The 19991-nt window shown below is 60.8% G+C and carries 15 protein-coding genes; 3 read left to right on the top strand and 12 right to left on the bottom strand.

Annotation, left to right across the window (positions count from 1 at the left end; genetic code table 11):
* Positions 1-125 precede the first annotated feature (125 nt).
* Positions 126-401, top strand: a complete 276-nt coding sequence (locus tag LJX92_RS26455; RefSeq protein WP_003195589.1) for an HU family DNA-binding protein — start codon at positions 126-128, stop codon at positions 399-401.
* A gap of 102 nt (positions 402-503) precedes the next feature.
* On the opposite strand, the gene LJX92_RS26450 is transcribed toward LJX92_RS26455, so the two are convergent.
* The 12 genes from LJX92_RS26450 to tssA all read right to left on the bottom strand — a co-directional run bounded on the left by LJX92_RS26450 (position 504) and on the right by tssA (position 17682).
* A complete protein-coding gene (locus LJX92_RS26450; RefSeq protein ID WP_032878687.1) occupies positions 504-878 on the bottom strand; it encodes a DUF4259 domain-containing protein in 375 nt (124 codons plus the stop codon).
* Positions 879-888: 10 nt separating this feature from the next.
* On the bottom strand, positions 889-5259 hold the full coding sequence (locus LJX92_RS26445; protein ID WP_228309131.1) for an RHS repeat-associated core domain-containing protein: 4371 nt from the start codon (positions 5257-5259) through the stop codon (positions 889-891).
* A gap of 14 nt (positions 5260-5273) precedes the next feature.
* Positions 5274-5708, bottom strand: a complete 435-nt coding sequence (locus LJX92_RS26440; protein WP_032878688.1) for a DcrB-related protein — start codon at positions 5706-5708, stop codon at positions 5274-5276.
* 15 nt (positions 5709-5723) lie between these two features.
* Positions 5724-7670 (bottom strand): type VI secretion system Vgr family protein, encoded by a 1947-nt coding sequence (locus tag LJX92_RS26435; RefSeq protein ID WP_032878689.1) that lies wholly within the window; start codon positions 7668-7670, stop codon positions 5724-5726.
* A gap of 156 nt (positions 7671-7826) precedes the next feature.
* The gene (gene tssH / locus LJX92_RS26430) at positions 7827-10484 is read right to left on the bottom strand and encodes a type VI secretion system ATPase TssH (protein ID WP_228309130.1); all 2658 of its coding nucleotides are present in this window, start codon (positions 10482-10484) and stop codon (positions 7827-7829) included.
* A complete protein-coding gene (gene tssG / locus LJX92_RS26425; protein WP_228309129.1) occupies positions 10477-11520 on the bottom strand; it encodes a type VI secretion system baseplate subunit TssG in 1044 nt (347 codons plus the stop codon). Before tssG ends, tssH begins: the two co-directional genes overlap by 8 nt.
* Entirely contained in the window at positions 11484-13343 is a 1860-nt protein-coding gene (gene tssF, locus LJX92_RS26420; RefSeq protein WP_148853787.1) for a type VI secretion system baseplate subunit TssF, read from the bottom strand. The genes tssG and tssF overlap by 37 nt, the downstream gene beginning before the upstream one ends.
* Positions 13340-13855 (bottom strand): type VI secretion system baseplate subunit TssE, encoded by a 516-nt coding sequence (tssE, locus tag LJX92_RS26415; protein WP_005792513.1) that lies wholly within the window; start codon positions 13853-13855, stop codon positions 13340-13342. Before tssE ends, tssF begins: the two co-directional genes overlap by 4 nt.
* A 78-nt stretch (positions 13856-13933) precedes the next feature.
* Positions 13934-14422 carry an Hcp family type VI secretion system effector gene (locus LJX92_RS26410; RefSeq protein ID WP_005792512.1) on the bottom strand — a complete coding sequence of 163 codons (489 nt, stop codon included), beginning with the start codon at positions 14420-14422 and terminating at the stop codon, positions 13934-13936.
* A 171-nt stretch (positions 14423-14593) separates the two neighbouring features.
* Positions 14594-16090: a type VI secretion system contractile sheath large subunit gene (tssC, locus tag LJX92_RS26405; RefSeq protein WP_005792511.1), complete on the bottom strand. Its 1497-nt coding sequence runs from the start codon at positions 16088-16090 to the stop codon at positions 14594-14596.
* Positions 16091-16092: 2 nt separating this feature from the next.
* Positions 16093-16599, bottom strand: coding sequence for a type VI secretion system contractile sheath small subunit (gene tssB / locus LJX92_RS26400; RefSeq protein WP_003195557.1), 507 nt, complete (start codon positions 16597-16599; stop codon positions 16093-16095).
* Positions 16600-16653: 54 nt separating this feature from the next.
* Positions 16654-17682, bottom strand: coding sequence for a type VI secretion system protein TssA (gene tssA, locus LJX92_RS26395; protein WP_228309128.1), 1029 nt, complete (start codon positions 17680-17682; stop codon positions 16654-16656).
* 393 nt (positions 17683-18075) lie between these two features.
* Here tssA and tagH point away from each other — a divergent pair, with 393 nt between their 5' ends.
* A complete protein-coding gene (gene tagH, locus LJX92_RS26390) occupies positions 18076-19407 on the top strand; it encodes a type VI secretion system-associated FHA domain protein TagH (RefSeq protein ID WP_103734143.1) in 1332 nt (443 codons plus the stop codon).
* Between the two features lie 56 nt (positions 19408-19463).
* On the top strand, positions 19464-19973 hold the full coding sequence (gene tssJ / locus LJX92_RS26385) for a type VI secretion system lipoprotein TssJ (protein WP_005792508.1): 510 nt from the start codon (positions 19464-19466) through the stop codon (positions 19971-19973).
* The last annotated feature ends 18 nt before the right edge of the window (positions 19974-19991 follow it).

Genomic DNA, 19991 nt, shown 5'->3' with positions numbered 1-19991 from the left:
GCGTGCGAGGGCGTGCCATCCTCACTCCCGTCTGCCGCAGAGTAGAGCCTGCGGCGCCTTGGGCGCTGCTCCACCAGAGAGCAGCACGGACATAACAACAAAAAACCGTCAAAGAGGCTTCATTTATGCGTAAACCAGATCTCGCAGCCGCCATCGCTGAAAAAGCAGACCTCACCAAAGAGCAGGCCAACCGCGTCCTTAACGCCGTACTCGAAGAAATCACCGGCGCCCTGCACCGCAAGGACAGCGTCACCCTGGTGGGTTTCGGCACCTTCCTGCAACGCCACCGCGGCGCCCGCACCGGCAAAAACCCGCAAACCGGTGAGCCTGTGAAGATCAAGGCAAGCAACACCGTCGCGTTCAAACCGGGCAAGTCGCTCAAAGATAGCGTCAACCCGTAAGTTAAGCGGTACCGTCTCGAAGGGAGGCGGGGCGGTAAAGAAAATGGGCACGCCGACTGGGTCGGGTGCCCATTTTTGTTGGGTGCCGATACGTATGCCAGATTAAGCCAGCTCGCCTAATCGCATTTTCAGAGCGTCGATTTGTTCCTCCACGGCGTTGATAACATCGGCGCTGTCGCCCCACATATCAAGAAACCCCCATTCGTCATTGGGCGGGTCAATCAGTTGGGTCAGAATTGAAATAGCCTGCTCGATCAGGGGTTTGAGTTCTGCCAGATACTCGGCTGGCCATATATAGGGGTTGCCTAGGGTTTGTAATAGATAACAGGCAGCCCTAAAGGCGTCATAACGTTCTTCAGCGGGATTAAACTGGCTGATTTCGTTGATCAAGACCGCAAAATTTTGTTGTTTCCAGAATTCCTGAAACCAGTCCGCGGCTTCATCGTTTTCCCAAGGGTTGTAATTCCAGGCGCCCATTTTTGACTCCTTAGCCACATTTTCCGAATCGTGATGGTTTAGATTTTTCTGTTGCGACCCAGTTGGGGTTTTTGAATAGCTCACGTGTACCGGCAGGCGCTCGAAGGTTAGAGGTTTTCCCGCCGTCTACGCTCCTGCCGCCATTTCGCACAATTTCACTGGCTTCGACCTTATAGATTTCCTGGGCGGTGGCCCCGTTCATACTGTGTAACTGTACCGAGCTGATTTTGTCAGCCGGCAGTTTTCCGGAAGCGACATGCTGACTCAGTCTTGAGCCGAAGGTTTGATCAGTAGTGGAACCTACGTAGAGCTTGCCATTTTTGTCAGTAAATCGATAAACACCGACTGATTTTGCATCCGCGCCAAGCGCCTCCAGGAGCGCTGGGTTAAGTCCAAGAGGATCGATCCAAGTCAGCGGGTTCGAGGCATAAGCGTAAAGATTCAAACCACCTGCCAGACCTATAGGGTCAGGTGTCGTAAAACGGCCAATGTCGGGGTCGTAATACCGCAAAGTATTGAAATGCAACCCGGTTTCTCGATCAAGATACTGACCCTGGAATCGCAGGTTCTGCTCCTCGATGAAGTACGCTTCGCGCACCTCTTCAAGAGGGGCGCCCCATACTTTGTAGCGCGCTTGCCAAACTATGAGCCCATCAGTCTCGGTGAGGTACTCTGGCAGTCCGTTCAGGTCATTGTGGTAATACCGCACACACTGGTGTTTCCCCGTACCGTCCACGCGAGCTAGCGGGTCATAGCTGTGATTGTCATATAGATAGAGGCTGGTCTGGCTATGCCGATGTTCCTGTAGAAGACGCAAGCCATCCCAGTCGAAGCGTGTTTCTCCCAGGCAGAGCTCATTGGCATCGTGCTCGGTTTTGCCAATACGCCGCCCAAGGGGGTCGTACACCATCCTCACAATCGTGTTCAGCGCGCCTTTCTGGCTACGCACTTCGATCAAGCGATGCTCGGCATTGTAAGTAAACCGTTGCAACCCCCGCGCCGTGCTGCTTTTCTCGATCATCCGCCCAAGGGCGTCGTACTTGTAACGTTTGTCTTGATAGGTGAGCAGGCGGTTATGCCTTACCAGACCACCTTGGGTCGGGCCGTCGAGCAAATTGGCGGCAGCATCATAGGCGTAGGTTTCGCTGTGTCCTACTTGGTGGTTGACGAGGATGCGTCCCGTACTGTCGTAGCCCAGAAGCTCTTGACGGTCAGTACGACGACGCCCGATCAGGTTATCGCTGGGGTCGTAGCAGTATTCAGTCTCAACCAACGGTGGCAACTGCCACGGTTGGTCAATACTACGGCGCTGTCGCGAGCGAACCCGTCCATTTCGATCATAGGCGGTACTCGTCTTGAGTTGGCCCTGAGTGCGCTGCACTTCGCGGTGCAAACGATCCCGCTCGAAGTCGCTGATGACCTTACCATCGAGATTCAACTGATGCAGGTGGCCACTGCCGTAGTAGAGGCGGTTCAGCCATCGTCCGTCGGGCAACCGGGTCTGAATCAGGTTGCCCAATTCGTCGTAGTGATGCTGCAAGGACCCCGCTGTGCTTTGCTCCTGCAGCAGTTGTCCCAGCGCGTCATAGCTGAAACCCAGTACCTGTTCTGCGCCGTCAAGCGCGGTGAAGGTGACGGCCACCAGTTGATCGTTCAGATCATGCTCATAAACGGTGGTGCCGTCCGCAGTGACTTTGCTGACCAGGCGCCCAATCGGATCTCGCTGAAACTGGTGTGACAACGCAGCTACCGGTTCGCCTTCCATCCCCGGCAGGTAGTCCACGGCTACGACATCATCCAGCGAATCATAGGTGTAGCAGCGCCGACTCTGGTCGAGGTCTTGCTGCTGCACCATACGGTCGGCCGCGTCCCATTCAAAGCGGTAGCTTTCTCCGTTCTCGTTTGTCAGCTTGCGAAGTCGCCCGTAGGCGTCATGATCGAACATGACCGTGCGGTTATGCGCATCCCAGCGTTGCTTGACCAGGCCGCGTACGTCATAGGCATAGCGCGTGGTGCTACCGGCCGGGTCGATATAAACCGTCAGATAACCATTGGTGCTACGTTGAAATTGCTCCACGCGACCATCTGGAAGCTGGCATTCCAGCAATAGTCCCTGAGGCCCGTATCGGTAACGCACCGATTCACCTTCGGCATTGGTCTGCACTACCAGATAGCCAAACGCATCGTATTGATAACGAGTCGGATAACCCGAGCAATCCACTTCTTCGACCAGTTGGCTCCACTCGTTCCAATGCAACGTTCTGGTCTTTTCCGTGGCGTCGATGATTTGCACCGGCTGACCGAAACCGTCATAGACGTAACGCGTACGGTTTCCCAAGGGGTCGATTTCTTCGATGCAGTTGCCACGCTGGTCGTAGCGATAATGCCAACTGTTGCCTGCCGGATCGGTTTCCACTTGGGGCAATGCCCAGTGTTCCAGCCACTGCGTGCCGCGGGTTCTGGACAGCGGATCGATGACGGCGCTCAGGTTGCCGGATGCGTCATAGTTGAAACGCCACTGGCCGTTTTGCGGGTCAATCGCACCGAGCAGTTGGCGATCTTCGCTCCATTCAAACTGCCACGTATGGCCCAGGTTATCGACGTAGCGAGTGATCTGGAACTGCGGGTTCCAATGCCGCGTGCTGACCCGCATCAGGCCGTCGGTCACGCGGGTAATGCCGGCGTCCAGATCGTAATCGAAGCGGTATTCATCGCCCGCGTCGGTCCAGTGCCGGCTGACGCGCCATTCCGGGCCGTCTGGCCCTGGTACTTCAGCCCATTGGTAGAAACAGCGCAAACCACTCGGCAATTGGTGCTCGGCCATGCGCCTGCCGCTGTCGTAGGCAAAGCGTCGAAGGGTTGTGCCTTGGGCATCCAATACTTCGGCAAGATCGCCGTTGCTGTCATAGCGATAACTGACAAGTACGTCGCTGCGTGCATCGAAATGGCCCTGGCGCAGGTATCGCCGCTCGATGTGGCTCACGCGCCTAGGGTGTTCAGCCGCGTAGTTCAGTTCTACATGCATCAAGTCGTGGGTGTCGCGCAGGCGATACAGTCGGCCCTGACTGTCGTAGTCGAGGAAAATCCGGCCCTCATTGCGATCACCCAGCAGATGCAGGCGCATCCGCGAGCTGTTCAGCGGGTCGGGCTCGAACAGGCGATACAGGCCGTCGATGCTTTCGACCAATACCGCGCCGTCGCCACTGCGCCTGACTGCAAGGCCTTGGCCCGGATCGAACGCTCCGCCGAACAACGGGATGTAACCGATCTCCAGGCGGCGTCCTTGTTCGTCGATGTAGACCAGGTTTTCGTCTGCTTCTATCTCGATCGACACCTCATACGCGACGCTCCATCCAGCGCCAAATAGGCCGTCCCGGCGTGTGTCGAGGCTGCTGTAAAAGCGCTGCCAATCTATCGGGAGCAATCCCGGCAACGTGAAGTCCAGTTCCTCGTCCCCGCCCAGGATCTTGGCTCCCGTCGCGCTGTGCACCGGATTGGGCGAGCCATTCATGGCGCCCTTGAGCGCAGAGGTGACCTTGGCGGTCCCATAAGAAATCGCGCCGCCCACCAGCGCACTTCCGATCATGCACGGCAGCTTGGTCCAGAAACACTTCACATTGCCCCGCAACGCCATCACCACGGCAATCGCCAGCCCCACCCCCGGCGTTTTCCCGCTACGAATCTCCTGCACCACAATGGTCTCGCCACCAATGCGCACATCCGGCGAAATCAGGCCCTTGGCCGTGCCAATCTTGGCGTCACAGGTACTGCGATCCCCGCTGCGTGCCGCCGGCTGACCATTGATGAATACCGAGCTGGAACCCTCGGCAATGAATTGCAGCGGCATCGGCGGGTGCTTGTTGCACCCCACGGTATCCAGCGGGCACGGCTCTGTGCCGGGCGCAGGCGAGGCGACAGTCGGGCGCCACATCTGCGAGAAAAACTCCCCGGCCATATCCAGGAAGCTTGGCGCTGGCGGCTCGCTGGGCGCGACGGGCACAGCCGTCATCTTGCCGGCAGCGCGGGCAGCCTTTTTGCCATTGATGAACACGTTGTGCGAGCCGCTGGTGATGAACGCATCGATCACCGGCGGGAACACCCAGTTGGCGGCGGACTCGCACCAACTGGATATCTTCAAGTCGGCGCCAGTGAGCCCAGCGGTGATGCCGACGACCGCGCCCACCACCAAAACCAATGCAACACCGCCTGTGGCAATGGTTGCACCGGTCGCGAGGAACACCGCTCCGGCAACGGCCAGGCAGCCCACAGTAGTGATCGCCGCATAGGCGGCCACTTCCAGCACACCGCCGAGAATATCGGCCATCACCGAGGTGTGCAGCAGTGCGTCGCCTTCGCGGGCAGCCCAAAGATCGTCACTCATCGCTCAGGCTCGACTCAGGGCGTAGCAGTAAAATTGAGCGTGTTTTTCAGCGTTGCCCAATGAGCCGCCTCGGCAGGGCCCAGGGGCTGGGTCTTGACGTAGCTCAGTGCAATCAGTTGGCGGGTGCCGGGTATCTGCATTGCCAGCTGATATTGGTAAATGTTGTCGCTGCCTTTGTTGAAACGGTTCTGTACTTCAAAGGCGTCGATGTCCTGCGTCGGACCGACCTTGACCGCTTGTGCAGGGGAATAGCGCAGATCCTTGACCTGCTGCTCGAGTTTTTTCAGCTGGCCTTCGAAATTGCTTTGCAGGCTCTCGCCGTCCGCCAACGGGCTGCGGCTCACCACTAGGGTGGTGCCCAGCTTGGCGAACTTGAGGATATTGATCGAGGTGTCCTGTACCTCGGCATCGGGCAGGGTGAATTGGGCTTCGTTGATCAGGTAATTCATGGTGAAGAAGTCTCGTTATTGACCAGCGCCGGGCTTGCCGGGGAATTTTGATTCGACGGCGGACTTGATCGTGTCTTGCACGCCCTGGGCGCCGGGCGATGTGCCCTTGTCACTGCCCAGGTTGATGTCCAGTTTGCCCTTTGTCTGGATCTTGCTGCTGCCGGTGGAAAACAGGTTGAACGAGCCGCAGGTCAGGTTGATATCCCCGCCTGCCTTGAGCTCGATCACACTGTCGCCGCACACCAGGCGAATACTCTCTCCGGCCTCGATGGTGTAGTGCGTGGCGGCGCTGTCGGACTTGGCGCCACCCACGATCACCGTGTCGTTGTTGCGCACAACCCGCAGGCGATTGCTGCCGATGGTCACCGTCTCGTTATGGCCAATACTCTTGTTGCGGTCATGCCCCACCGAGTGGCTTTCATCCACCTCCACCACGATGTCCTGATTGCGCTCGGCATGGATATACAACTGCTCCAGACCCTTCTTGTCCTCCATGCGGATTTCATTGAAGTTGGCCGGCGTGCCGCCTTTGCTGGAGCGGCTTTTCATGCCGCTCTGGGTGGCGTTTTCCGGTAGGTCGTAAGGCACAGTCTGCTCGGCGTTGTACACCCGCCCGGTGATGATCGGGCGGTCCGGATCGCCTTCAAGGAAGCTGACGATCACTTCCTGGCCGATTCGTGGAATCTGCATCGAGCCCCAGTTCTTGCCGGCCCAGGATTGCGACACACGGATCCAGCACGAGCTGTTCTCGTTGGATTGGTCGTGGCGGTCCCAGTAGAAATGCACCTTCACGCGGCCGTACTGGTCGGTCCAGATTTCCTCGCCTTTGGGGCCCACCACCAATGCAGTCTGCGGGCCTTTGACGATAGGGCGATGGGTGTTGGCCAGTGGGCGGAAACTCTGTTGTGCGTCGATGCAGGTCAGGCTGCTTTCGAATTGCGCCGAACCGGAGCCGCCGCCGCTCTCCAGGCTTTCCTGGACGATGTAGTAGCGACAGCCGACGATCAGGTATTCGCGGTTCTGATCCTGACGACTGAAGCCGGTGAGGCTGAACAGGTGGCCCGACCCCAGGCCACGCGCATTGCCGGCGAACTCGATCTGCTCGTGCAGGGTTTGCAGGGCTTCGATGCGGGTACGTGCGTAGTGTTCGCCGTCGGCGCTTTGCACGTAGGTGCCGGGGTAGTCGTACAGCGGATAGTCGCCGCCGGTGTGTGGGCGCGGCATGGCCGAGCGCACGTCGATGCTCGCGCTGGGGCGTTGGAAGTCGTAGTCGTTGAGCTCCAGCGAACCCGGCTGCACCTCCTGCGCCAAGTGCCAGTTGTGCATATGGTCGCGTTCGCGTTGCTGCTCGTCCTTGGGGTAGTAGGGGATCGATCCGTAGCCCGGCACCGTGGTGTGGGCGCCATAGGCGTCGGCCAGCACCAGCACGTGGCGATCCTGTTCATGGCGAAAGAAGTAGTAGATGCCTTCTTGTTCCATCAGGCGGCTGACGAAATCGAAGCTGGTCTCGCGGTACTGCACGCAGTATTCCCACTCGCGATACGGTCGGCTCAGGGCGTCTTCGAAATCGGAAAAACCCAGGTCGCGGAACACCTGCTTGATGATCTGCGGGATGCTCAGGTTCTGGAAAATCCGGCAATCGGAGGTGCGGCTGAGCAACCACAGCCATGGGCGCAGGGTGACCTGGTAACTGGCGAACTGACCCTGGTCGATGTTCTGGCTGCAACGCGCGACGATGCCGTGAAAGTGCCGCTCGCCACCGTCCGCCAGTTGCAGGCCCACGCTCATGGGCTTGCCGAGCAACTGGTTGAGGTCGATGTTGGCGTCCAGGGACGTCAGTTGCAGCTCATAGTTGAACAGCCTTCCTAACTCTTCACCGCCGCCCATTTCGTTGAGCAACAGCACATCCGGCCCGAGAGGGCTGGTGATCTTGGCCAGGCGTGAGGCTTGGTTGAATAGCATCGGTTAACCCGTAAGTGTCGTAATAACTGAAGAAACCGAATCCAATGTGGGAGGGGGCTTGCTCCCGATAGCAGTGTGTCAGTTATGCATTGGGTGACTGATTCACCGCTATCGGGAGCAAGCCCCCTCCCACAATTTTTATCGCATTCCGTCAGGTCAATCGTTGAACTGGTAGTGCAATTCATTATCCCGGCTGCTGATCCGCACCCCCGCCAGCGCCTTGCCTTCCAACATGCGCGTGAGGAACTCACGGCTCATGTCCGGCAGCAGGCTGTTGGTGAGGATAGTGTCGATCATGCGCCCACCGCTTTCGGTTTCAGTGCAGCGCGAGACGATCAAATCGACCACCGCATCGTCGTAGTCAAAGGCGACTTTGTGGGTGTTCTCCACGCGCTTCTTGATGCGGTTCAGTTGCAGGCGCGTGATCGCCTTGAGCATCTCGTCGCTCAGCGGGTAGTAGGGAATGGTCACCAAACGCCCCAGCAGCGCCGGTGGGAAAATCTCCAGCAACGGCTGGCGCAGGGCCTTGGCGATTTCTTCCGGCTCGGGAATGTTCGCCGGGTCCTTGCAGACGTGGGAGATCAGCTCGGTACCGGCGTTGGTAGTCAGCAGGATCAGGGTATTCTTGAAGTCGATCACCCGACCCTCACCATCCTCCATCACGCCCTTGTCGAACACCTGGAAGAAGATCTCATGCACGTCCGGGTGAGCTTTCTCTACCTCATCCAGCAGCACCACGCTGTAGGGTTTGCGCCGCACCGCTTCGGTCAGCACGCCGCCTTCGCCGTAGCCGATATAGCCCGGTGGCGCGCCCTTGAGGGTGGACACGGTGTGGGCTTCCTGGAACTCGCTCATGTTGATGGTGATGACGTTCTGCTCGCCGCCGTACATGGCTTCGGCCAGTGCCAGGGCGGTTTCGGTCTTGCCCACACCCGAGGTGCCGGCCAGCATGAACACGCCAATCGGCTTGCTCGGATTGTCGAGGCCGGCACGGGAGGTCTGGATGCGCTTGGCGATCATTTGCAGCGCGTGGTCCTGGCCGATGATGCGTTTTTTCAGATGCTGGTCGAGGTTGAGCACGGTCTCCAGTTCGTTGCGCGCCATGCGGCCCACCGGGATGCCGGTCCAGTCGGCGACCACCGAGGCCACGGCCTGGTAATCCACGGTCGGCAGGATCAGCGGGGTTTCGCCTTGCAGGGCGGTGAGGCGCTGTTGCAGGTCGATCAGTTGCGTGCGGAGTTCATCGCTGCCGCTATCTACGACGCCGGCCTTTTCGCGCAAGGTGGCACGGGTGGCGAGCAGTTCATCCACCAGGGCTTTCTCTTCGGCCCAACGGTTTTCCAGGGTCGCCAGGCGCTCGCGCTCGGTGCTCAACAGGGCTTCGCTGTTGCTCTGGCGCGTACCAATGGCAATGCCGATGGCCTGTTCGCGGGCGATGATTTGCAGTTCGGTTTCCAGCGCTTCGATGCGGCGACGGCTGTCGTCCACTTCGGCGGGCACTGCGTGCAGGCTGATGGCGACACGGGCGCAGGCGGTGTCCAGCAGGCTCACGGACTTGTCCGGCAACTGGCGCGCCGGGATGTAGCGGTGCGACAGCTTCACCGAGGCTTCCAGGGCTTCATCGAGGATCTGCACCTGGTGGTGTTTTTCCATGGTCGAGGCCACGCCGCGCATCATCAGCAGCGCCTTGTCTTCCGACGGCTCGGCAACCTGTACCACCTGGAAGCGGCGGGTCAGCGCCGGGTCTTTCTCGATGTGTTTCTTGTACTCGGCCCAGGTGGTCGCGGCCACGGTGCGCAAGGTGCCACGGGCGAGGGCGGGCTTGAGCAGGTTGGCCGCGTCACCTGTACCGGCGGCACCGCCGGCGCCCACCAGGGTATGGGCTTCGTCGATAAACAGGATGATCGGCTTGGGCGACGCCTGCACGTCTTCAATGACCTGGCGCAGGCGCTGTTCGAACTCGCCCTTCATGCTGGCGCCGGCTTGCAGCAGGCCCACGTCGAGGCTGCGCAGTTCCACGTCTTTCAAGGCGGGCGGCACATCACCGGCGACGATGCGCAGGGCGAAACCTTCGACCACGGCGGTCTTGCCCACCCCGGCCTCACCGGTGAGGATCGGGTTGTTCTGGCGTCGACGCATGAGGATGTCTACCAGTTGGCGAATCTCTTCGTCACGGCCGACGATAGGGTCGAGCTTGCCGCTACGGGCCTGTTCGGTCAGGTCAACGGTGAAGCGCTTGAGCGCTTCCTGCTTGCCCATCGCACTCGGCGCCATCGCACCGCTGGCTTCACCCGGCACTGCACCGGCATTGAAACCATCGCTGGCGCTCAAGGCATTTTCCGGCGAGTCGCCGACATACTCGTCAAAGCGCTCGCTCAGGGCTTCGGCCTTGATTTTGTCGAATTCGGCGGACAAGCCCAGCAGCGCGTGGCGCAGGCTCGGCGTTTTCAGAATGCCCAGCACCAGGTAACCGGTGCGCACCTGGCTTTCGCCAAACATCAGGCTGCCGTACACCCAGCCACGTTCCACCGCTTCTTCCACGTGGGAGGACAGGTCGGTGATGGAGGTCGAGCCGCGCGGCAGGCGGTCCAGGGCCTCGGTAAGGTCACGGGCCAGGCGCGCCGGCTCTACATTGAACTGGCGGATGATGCGGTGCAGGTCCGAGTCCTGCAATTGCAGTAACTGGTGAAACCAGTGGGCCAGCTCCACATACGGATTGCCCCGCAACTTGCAGAACACGGTGGCGGCTTCGATGGCCTTGTAGGCCACGCTGTTGAGTTTGCCGAACAGTGCGGCGCGACTGATTTCACCCATGCTCTGGATTCCTTGAGGTAGTGGCGTGATCGGCGTAATGCCGGGCCAGGATTAGGTCGTTGGCGTCATGCGCAGGTTGGCCGAGCCAGGTGTTGAAACCCAGGCGGAACTGGCCGTTGAGTTGCAGTGCCGGAACTTCGGGTTGTTGCAAAACCAGGTTCAGGTCCCAGTCCAGTTCATGGCCCAGGTACTCGGCCACCCAGGCCACCAGCTCGTTGAATGGCTGGCTGCCGGGCAGCATGCCCATGTAGTCGTCCAGCTTGAGCGGGCCCAGGCGGATACGGAATTTATGCTGGCGGTCCCACACAAAGCGGCCCAGGCAAAAGTCCACGCCCAACTGGTTGGCGCTCACACCGACGCGGCTGCGCTCGGGCAATTCCAGCCATTGGCCGACGTATTCTTCGATCGCTACCGGCAGGCCGAAATACTCGCCGAGGATCGCCTTCAAACCGTCCGGGTAGCGGGTTTGCGCCGACAGGTGGCCGCTGTAGTGCAGCTTGGCGGTATCGGCAATCAACCCCTGATTGAGCAGGCTCGGCATACCCCGCCCACTCAGGGCGGCGAGGCGTGCGGACCAGTAGTCATCGTCCGGCCGGTCGTGGCTGACCGTCGGACGTGCCTCGGCCCAGGCTCGGTAGAACAGCGTCAGCAAGCGATGGTGGAACACATCCAGGAACTGCTTGCTGGTGCTGTCGGCGTTATTGCGCTGACGCTCGCGCACGTACTCGGTGATATGCAGCGGCAGCGGGCCGTTGGGGCCGCCGAGACCGAAGAAGAACTGCTCCAGGCGCGCCGGCTTGCCGTCGCCGCCGGGGTCGACCGACGCCAGCGTGGCCGGCGCGAAGGTGCAATCGGCCTGTTGCCCGAGGCGCAACGGGTCATCCGCCAGGCGCAGGGAATGGCCCAGGCGCGGCAGGTCCGGCGATTCGCACTCGATACGTCGCAGCGCCTGGAAGAAGTCATATTCCCAGGGCTCCTGATGCATCGCATCCAGGGTACTCACAGGGTCGGACGCCGTCCGGGCTTGGCTTTCCATCGCATGATCTCGCCGCGTTCGGTGGTACGGATCACCGTTTCGGTAAAGCTGTTGATCGACACATAACGTGCCAGGAAGCGCTCCAGCACCGCACCGAGTAGAAACACACCGGTGCCGCGAAACGCGTTTTCATCGAATTGCAGGGTGATTTCCAGGCCCCGGCCAAATACGATCGGGCCAGGCATCGGCAGGCGCCGGGTCACCGCCTTGCTGCTGACTTCGCGCAAGCCTTCGATCTGCAATTGCAGGGCGGCGTCGTTGCTGTCGCCGTACAGGCGCAATAACTCACGCAGGGCGCCGGCACCCTGGCCCTGTTCGCTCAAAGACAGGTAATTGAGCGACAGCTGGCTGATCAGGCGCCAGGCCTTGGCATCGTGGGCATGGCTGGCGCGTGGGCGGCTGGGGCCTGCGACGCAACGCACAGAAAGCACCGGGGCGCTGTCGGCCAGGGTGAAATCGGTCTTGCCATTGCCCACGCTCATGAACAGCGGCAAGTCACGGTTGGTGCACAGCGCCGTGACGCCCAACTGGCGCAAGTCATGGCCGTAAGGCGCCTGGCGGCTGTCCACCAGGCTGACAAAGGTTTCGCTGCCCACGTAGGTGGAGCGCGGACCGTTGCGGCGCTGGTCGCTGGACAGCACGCGTGGCTCGCGGCGCACCGTGTAGTAAGCCTGGTCACGGCCATAACGCGACGGATCACGCACTGCATAGAAGGGTAAAAACGGCTGCTCGGGCCCGGTGCCGTGGCCAGTGATGCCGCTCAACGAGTGAATCTCGAAATCCATCGGCCGCGTGCGGTCGGCGATCACGTGGTGTTCGTTGACCCGATCAGACAAGTGGATGCGGTCTACACGTTTTGGGAACAGGTTGATCGCGGGGGTGCAGAAGGGCAAAAACTGCGCTGCGCCAACGCTGCCTTCCAGGCTCGGTTCGTGGCGGTCGAACAGCACGATCAGTTCCAGCTCCTGGCCGTCGCAACGCTTGACCGCCCGGCCCAGCTCGGCGAACTCGACGAACAGGAAGCGGTGGGGCAGGGCGAAGTATTCCTGCAACAGCCGGTAGCCCTGGAACGCCCGCGCCACTACCGGCATCGCCGCGTCGGCATCGTCAAACCCACGGGAGCGCAACGCGTCTTGGGGCAAACGCTCAACCCAATCGCCGCCGGGTTTGCGTGCAAACACCGCGCAGGCATTGCCCAGCAGTTGTTCGTAGAGGCGGAATGGTTGCTCGTCGGCACCACTTAGGTACAGCGGCAGGTTATCCAGCTCAAGGCTGCTGAACGGCAATTCGGCGCCGGTGCGCAAGGTCAGGCGCAACCCCGCCTTGGCTTTCGGCTCACTGGCGGCCAGGCGACCGAGCACGGCGGCGGGGTTGCCGAAGTATTCGGCGTGACTGACCTGCAAGGGCCACAGCGTCACCGGATGTGCGGTGCGGTACTCGCAGCAGGTCTGGGTTTCGCGGCCCAGGGCGGCGCGCAGTACCGTGTCGCGGGGCAGGGGGAAACCGCTGGCCAGGGAGCCTTCATCCGGGTCGGTCTGCAATTGCACTACGGTCATCGACGGGGTGGGCGCCAGGTAGTGCGGGTAGGCGATTTCCAGCAGGTTGTGGGTGAAGGTCGGGTACTCGGCGTCGAGCTTGAGCTGCACCCGGGCCGTGAGGTAGGCAAAGCCTTCAAGCAAGCGTTCGACGTAGGGGTCGGCGCAGTCCATACCGGACAGGGTCAGCCGACTGGCGATCTTCGGGTATTCCTTGGCGAACTCGGCGGCGCTTTCGCGCACGTGGTGCAGTTCCTGGTTGTACAGCTCCAGCAGGCGCGGATTCATGGGCGTCTCCGCTGGTCGGCATTGACCACGCGTACGTGGCCGGACTCCAGGTCCAGGTCGGTTTGCAGCAGCAGGCGCAACGGCACTGGCTGCGCCCACAGGTCACCCTCAATCTCGAAACTCAGGGCGTTGTGGTTCATCTCGCCATGGCCGACACGGGCTTTGACCCGCAGGGTGTGGCGCAGGATGCGTGGCTCGAAGGTGGCGATGGCCTGGTAGATCAGGGCTTCCAGGGCCTTGATGTCGACGCTGGAAACGCTGTTGCCCGCCAGTGCCGGCAGGCCGTAATTGACCACCGAGGTACCGGCCGGGGTGTGCAGCGTCGCATCGGCATCAAGTAACGAGGTGGTGTTGAGCAGCCACGCCAGGTCACGCAGTACCGAGGCTTTCAATTGGGTCAGGGATAGCACGCGTTTGTCGGCGCTTTCCTTGGGATTGGTCGGGTCGTCGTCGGTCAGCCGGTCCAGCAGGGACGGTTGCAGACGGTCGCGGGAAGCGATTTCAGTTACCACCAAAGCAGCTCCACGGACGGGTTGCGAGAGAGACAAGATGCCTGTGGCCGTGGCGCGGGGGCACGGCCACAGGGGCTATCAGCGCTTGGTGTTGGAACGGATGTTCCAGCCAAACTTGATCGCGCCGCCGTCTTTGGTGCCGTCGGCTTTCTGCGGCTGGTAGTCGACCATCACTTGGGCGAAGTTCAGGGTCACGTTCTCGGTCAGGCGATCATCGGTGCCCGAGCCGCCGGTGCTCAGGGAGGTGACCAGCACTTCTTCCAGGTTGATCACCATGTACTCGACCTGGCTTTCGCCACCGGCCTTGCGCACGGTCAGCTTGACCTTGTCGATGTGCTTGCCGCTGGCGCAGTGCATCATCAGGTTGGGCGAAGCCTTGTCGACGTACTTGGTCAGCGACAGGTCCTGGATATTCACCTTGCCCGCACCGCCGCCACCGCCAACGTGCATGTTGCCGGACTGGGCCATGCCCCAGCTCCAGTTCAATACGTCGATTTCGTCCTTGTGGGCCTTGTCCATGGACTCGCCCTTGATGTCGCCGATCTTGATGAAAATATCAACAGCCATGTTTTCTCCCTGTGTGGTCTCAGCCACGATATTGGGTTACCGCCAATGGGGCAGTGCTTTTCTGGGGGGCTGGCTTGCCTGCGATAGCATCACCGCGGTCTGGCTGGCAGACCGCGTCGCCTGCATCGCGGGCAAGCCCGGCTCCCACAGAAGAACCGGTTCAACAGTTACTTATGCGCTCTTGGCAGAAGGCAGCTTCGATACCAGTCGCAACGACACCGTCAGCCCTTCAAGCTGGTAGTGCGGGCGCAGGTAGAACTTGGAGTTGTAATACCCCGGGTTGCCTTCGACTTCTTCCACGATCACTTCGGCAGCCGCCAATGGGTGCTGGGCCTTGGTCGTTTCGGTAGAGTGCGCAGGGTCGCCGTCGACGTAGTTGAGGATCCAGTCCTGCAACCAGCGCTGCATCTCGTCCTTCTCTTTGAAGGAGCCGACCTTGTCGCGCACGATGCACTTCAAGTAGTGGGCGAAACGGCAGGTGGCAAACAGGTAGGGCAGGCGCGCGGCCAGGTTGGCGTTGGCGGTGGCGTCTGGGTCGTCGTATTCGGCCGGTTTCTGCAACGACTGGGCGCCGATGAATGCGGCGAAGTCGGTGTTTTTCTTGTGCAGCAGCGGCATGAAACCGTTCTTCGCCAGTTCCGCTTCACGGCGGTCGCTGATAGCGATTTCGGTCGGGCACTTCATGTCCACGCCACCGTCATCGGTAGGGAAGGTGTGGGCCGGCAGGTTTTCCACTTCACCGCCAGACTCGATACCACGGATGCGCGAGCACCAGCCGTAGTGCTTGAACGAACGGTTGATGTTCACCGCCATCGCGTAGGCGGCGTTGGCCCAGGTGTACTTGGAGCTGTCGGCGCCGTCGGTGTTTTCTTCGAAGGCGAAGGCTTCCACTGGGTCGGTCTTGGCGCCATACGGCAGGCGCGCCAGGAAGCGCGGCATGGTCAGGCCGATGTAGCGCGAGTCTTCCGATTCACGCAGCGAGCGCCAGCCGGCGTATTCCGGGGTGGTGAAAATCTTGGTCAGGTCGCGTGGGTTCGACAGTTCCTGCCAGGAGCCCATGCCCATCACGGTTGGCGATGCGGCCGCGATGAACGGCGAGTGCATGGCGGCGCAGACTTTCGACAGCTCGCCCAGCAGTTCCACGTCGGGTGGCGACTGGTCGAAGTAGTAATCGCCCACCAGGCAGCCGTAGGGTTCGCCGCCGAACTGGCCGTATTCTTCTTCGTACATCTTCTTGAAGATCGGGCTCTGGTCCCACGCGGTGCCCTTGAATTTCTTCAGGGTCTTGTGCAGCTCCGGCTTGGAAATGTTGAGCACGCGAATCTTCAGTTGCTCATCGCTCTCGGTGTTGTTGACCAGATAGTGCAGGCCACGCCAGGCGCTTTCCAACTGTTGGAAATCCTGGTGGTGGATGATCTGGTTGACTTGGGCGGTGAGCTTGGCGTCGATGGCGGCGATGATCGATTCGATCGACTTGATCGCATCGTTGGACACCAAGTCGGTTTGCGCCAGGGCTTGTTCAGCCAGGGTGCGCACCGCGGTTTCCACGGCTTCGCGGGCACGCTCGGTCTTGGGTTTGAATTCTTGCAGCAGCAGGTTGGCGAACTCGCTGGCTTCTTCGGTGGCACCCAGGATCTGGCTGCCTTCGCGGGCGGTATTGTCAGTCATGATTACTGCTCCCCTGCAGGCTTGGGCGCGCTGGCAAGTGCCTGAAGCAGTGCCGGGTCCTTGATCGCCTTCATGATGATTTCTTCAGCGCCGGTCTTGCCGTCCATGTAGGTCAGCAGGTTGGCCAACTGAGTGCGGGCTTCGAGCAACTGGTTCAGCGAGTCAACCTTGCGCGCCACGGCGGCCGGGCTGAAGTCGTCCATGCTTTCGAAGGTGATATCCAGGCTCAGGTTGCCTTCGCCGGTCAGCTCGTTGGGTACGTGGAACGCCACGCGTGGCTGCATGGCCTTGAGGCGTGAGTCGAAGTTGTCGACGTCCACTTCAAGGAACTTGCGGTCGGCCACGGGTGCCAGCGGCTCGGCGGGCTTGCCGGCGAGGTCGGCCATCACACCCATTACGAAGGGCAGCTGGACCTTTTTCTCGGCGCCGTAGAGCTCGACGTCGTACTCGATCTGCACTCGAGGCGCACGGTTGCGCGCGATGAATTTCTGAGAACTTTGCTTCGCCACGTTGCTGCTCCTGGTCGCTTGAGCGACGGTGTTGTTACTGCACGGTCCGGCGGCTTACTCGCTGTCCGGGCCGCGCAGGTTTTCAAATTGGGACATGCCGTCGGGAATCAGATTGCGCACGATGGCCGCGAAGTCGGCGTGCACCAGATTTTTCGCTCGGTTCAACAACACCGGCAGCGGGCTCGAAGGCTCGTGTCGGGTGTAGTACGCAAGGATCTTGTCGAGGCTGCGCAACACGTCATCGCGAGTAGCGATGTCGCCCGTCGGGCGCGGGGCTACGGGTGCGGCGGGTGCGGCGGCGAAATCGACCGAGGGGGCATTGTCTTCATTGACTGCCTCGGGTTCGCTGCTGCTGTCGGTGCCGGGCACCGCTTGATTGAGTATTTGCAGGGCCTGCTTGAGCGGCTGCTTCAAGGCGCTGAGGTCCACGCCCTGGGCGGAACCGACCTGGTCATTGACCTGTTGCTCGATGGCTTCGCAGGCCGTACGCGCTGCGATCAACGCGTCGCGGGTGGCTTGCAGCAGCTCGGGGTCGCTGTCGAGGAATGCAGCGTTGAGCTGCTGGTTGCCCAGTTGCTCATCGGCAAAACTCTGCAGGCCGCTGGCGTTGAGCGCGGCGCGCAGGCTCACGGGCCCGAAGGTGCGTGAGCGTGTCAGGATGCTTTCGCGCAACAGGCGAATATTGGTGTCGCAGGTCAGGCCGGTCAGGGCGTTGATGCGCACGGTGGGGTCGTTGTCGTCGTCGGCATCCAGGCGCGGATGCACGTCGGCCCAGTATTCGCGCAGCAAGGCGTTGATCAGGACAAGGACTTCAGCCAGCCCGGCCACGCCCTGCAAGGCGAGGGAACTTTGCAGCAGGAAATGAGTGATGCGCAGGTCTTTGCTGCGCTGCAACAGGTCGAGGCTCTGCTGCTGGATGCTGCGCCACTCCGGCGGCTCGGCGGGCAGGATCGAGTCGCCCATGCTGCGCTCGGGCTGGCCCTTGGCATCACGTTCCAATTGCAGAAATTGCGCGTCATATTCCATGTCTTCGCCACAGGGCGAAGTTGCAGAAACGGCGGTGAGCAGCAACGGCACATCCACTGAGTTCGATCTCCTTATCAGCCCGCTGGAAGGCGGGCAACGCATGCATTAGTTGCGCAATGAACTGTGCATGTTTTCTTGGTCATACAATCAGAGTGCCACTACTGCGCCATCACTGATGTTCAAGAAGTTGTGCATTTTTGGTGTAGTAGTTATGCCTTGTCAAGGTAAGCTATTCGCCCTCTGTGACAGATGTGCGGTGTTTAACAACCTGTGCGACTGGCGGGTCGAAAGGCGCGCCCATGGAGGATTTTTGTCATGCAAGCCAGTTAAGATCAGCGATCATGCTGGTAAAAGCAGATTTTGGCGGTCGTTTTCGCGACCGCGGGCAAATCTTCAGGGAAGCGTGGCCCGTTGGGTAGACCGCGCGCGATGCATCAGCAAGGAGGCAAGATGTCGCTGTGTTTGACTATCACTAGTTATCACAAGATTACCCCAGGGCAATGCGCTGAAAAGTCCATGGATCAGGGCAGGATAGCTATTGGTCGCAGTTCGGATAATGACTGGGTATTGCCTGATCCTGAGCGTCTCGTCTCCTCCCAGCATTGCGTTATTCAATACAAAGATGGCCGTTATTACTTAACCGATAACAGCACCAATGGTGTGGAGTTGGTCAAGGCCGGTATTCGTATGCGCCGGGGTAACAGCGAGCCTCTGCAAGATGGAGAGTTGATCCGCATCGGCGATTACGAAATCCAGGCGCGCATCGACTTCAACGTGCAAGCCGTCGACAGCCAACCGTTTGCCGGTGAGTCGCCAAACAGCTTCGAAGCGCTGATGGGCGCTGTGGCGAGTCCGCCTGCGCCTACGCCGATGATCGCACCGCAATTCCACGGCGCCTCGTCGATGGAAACCCTGCCAGACCTGTTCGACTTCCTCAGCCCCACCGCCGTGCCGCCGCCCACTGTGGCGGACCATGTGCCATCCGAACAACACGATTTCCGCCCGCCGGCTCCGGTTGCTGTACCGATAGTCGAGAAACCGGTGGTGCAAGGCGCTGTCATTCCTGAAGACTGGGACCTGTTTGGCGACGTGCCTGCGCCCGCGCCCGTCGCCAATGCCGCGCCTGCCCCGGCGCCGATTGCTCCGCCGCCCGTGGTCGAGCCGGTTGCGCTGGCCGTGGCAGACGCTGCGCAACCTACCGACCTCTTGCAAGCCTTCCTGCGTGGCGCCGGTCTCGACCAGTTGCGCCTGGACCAGGCCGACGCCAGCGCCCAGATGGAAAGCATCGGCCGCAGCTACCGGCTGATGGTCGAGGGCCTGATCGACGTATTGCGCGCCCGGGCCAGCCTCAAGGGCGAGTTCCGTATGCAGCAGACGATGATCCGCCCCGCTGAAAACAACCCGTTGAAATTCGCCCCGAATGCCGACGAAGCGTTACTGCTGCTGCTTCGTCATGGCAACCAGGCGTTTATGGCGCCGGACATCGCGGTACGGGACAGTTTCGATGACCTGCGCGCCCACCAGTTGGCCGTGATGGCTGGCGTGGAAGCGGCGATCAAACACCTGCTCGCGCGCTTTGAACCGGCGCAGTTGGAGGAACGCATGGGCAAGCCCGGTGGCCTTTCGAGCATTTTCAACGGCTCGCGCCAGGCCCAGTACTGGCAGCAGTTTACCGAGCTCTACAGCAACATTTCGCGCGAGGCCCAGGAGGATTTCCAGGACCTGTTCGGTCGCGAATTCAGCCGGGCCTACGAAGAGCACAGCGCACGACAGCGACGCTAAAGCGCGTCGCACTTATGGATAAAACGGATAGCTAAACACGTCATTGAGGACGCAGGATGATTCCCAGGTTTTTACTCGCAGCCGCTACCGCGCTGCTGCTGACCGCGTGTGCAAACGACGCGGCCAAACCCGAAGCGGCTGCCGACACGCAAGCCAACAGCGCCGCCGTCGAGTTGCATTTCCACGCGATCGCCGGGCTCAACCCCGGCGCCAATGGCCAGGCTGCGCCGGTGCGGGTGCGTATTTTCGAACTGAAAAACGCCGCGACCTTTTCCCGCTCCGATTACTTCGCGCTGGCTGACCGTGCGCAATCCACCCTCGGCCTCGACCTGCTGGACCAGGATGAAGTGGTGGTGCAACCCGGCCAGCAACTGAGCATTCAGCGCGACCTCAACCCGGCCACGCGCCAGATCGGCGTGCTGGTTGGCTATCGCGAGTTGGACCGCGCGCAATGGCGCGCCGTGATCAACGTAGCGCCGCGCCAATCCAGCGAATACCAGATCAGCCTCGATGTGCGTGCCGTGCGCGCCGACGTCGTGGTTTCCCCCTCCAGCCCAGCCCAATAACAAGCAATCGGAGCCCCC

The sequence above is a fragment of the Pseudomonas sp. HN8-3 genome (genome assembly GCF_020790195.1).
GTDB classification, from domain to species: domain Bacteria; phylum Pseudomonadota; class Gammaproteobacteria; order Pseudomonadales; family Pseudomonadaceae; genus Aquipseudomonas; species Aquipseudomonas synxantha_A.
This window is presented reverse-complemented; position numbering and strand designations above follow the sequence as displayed.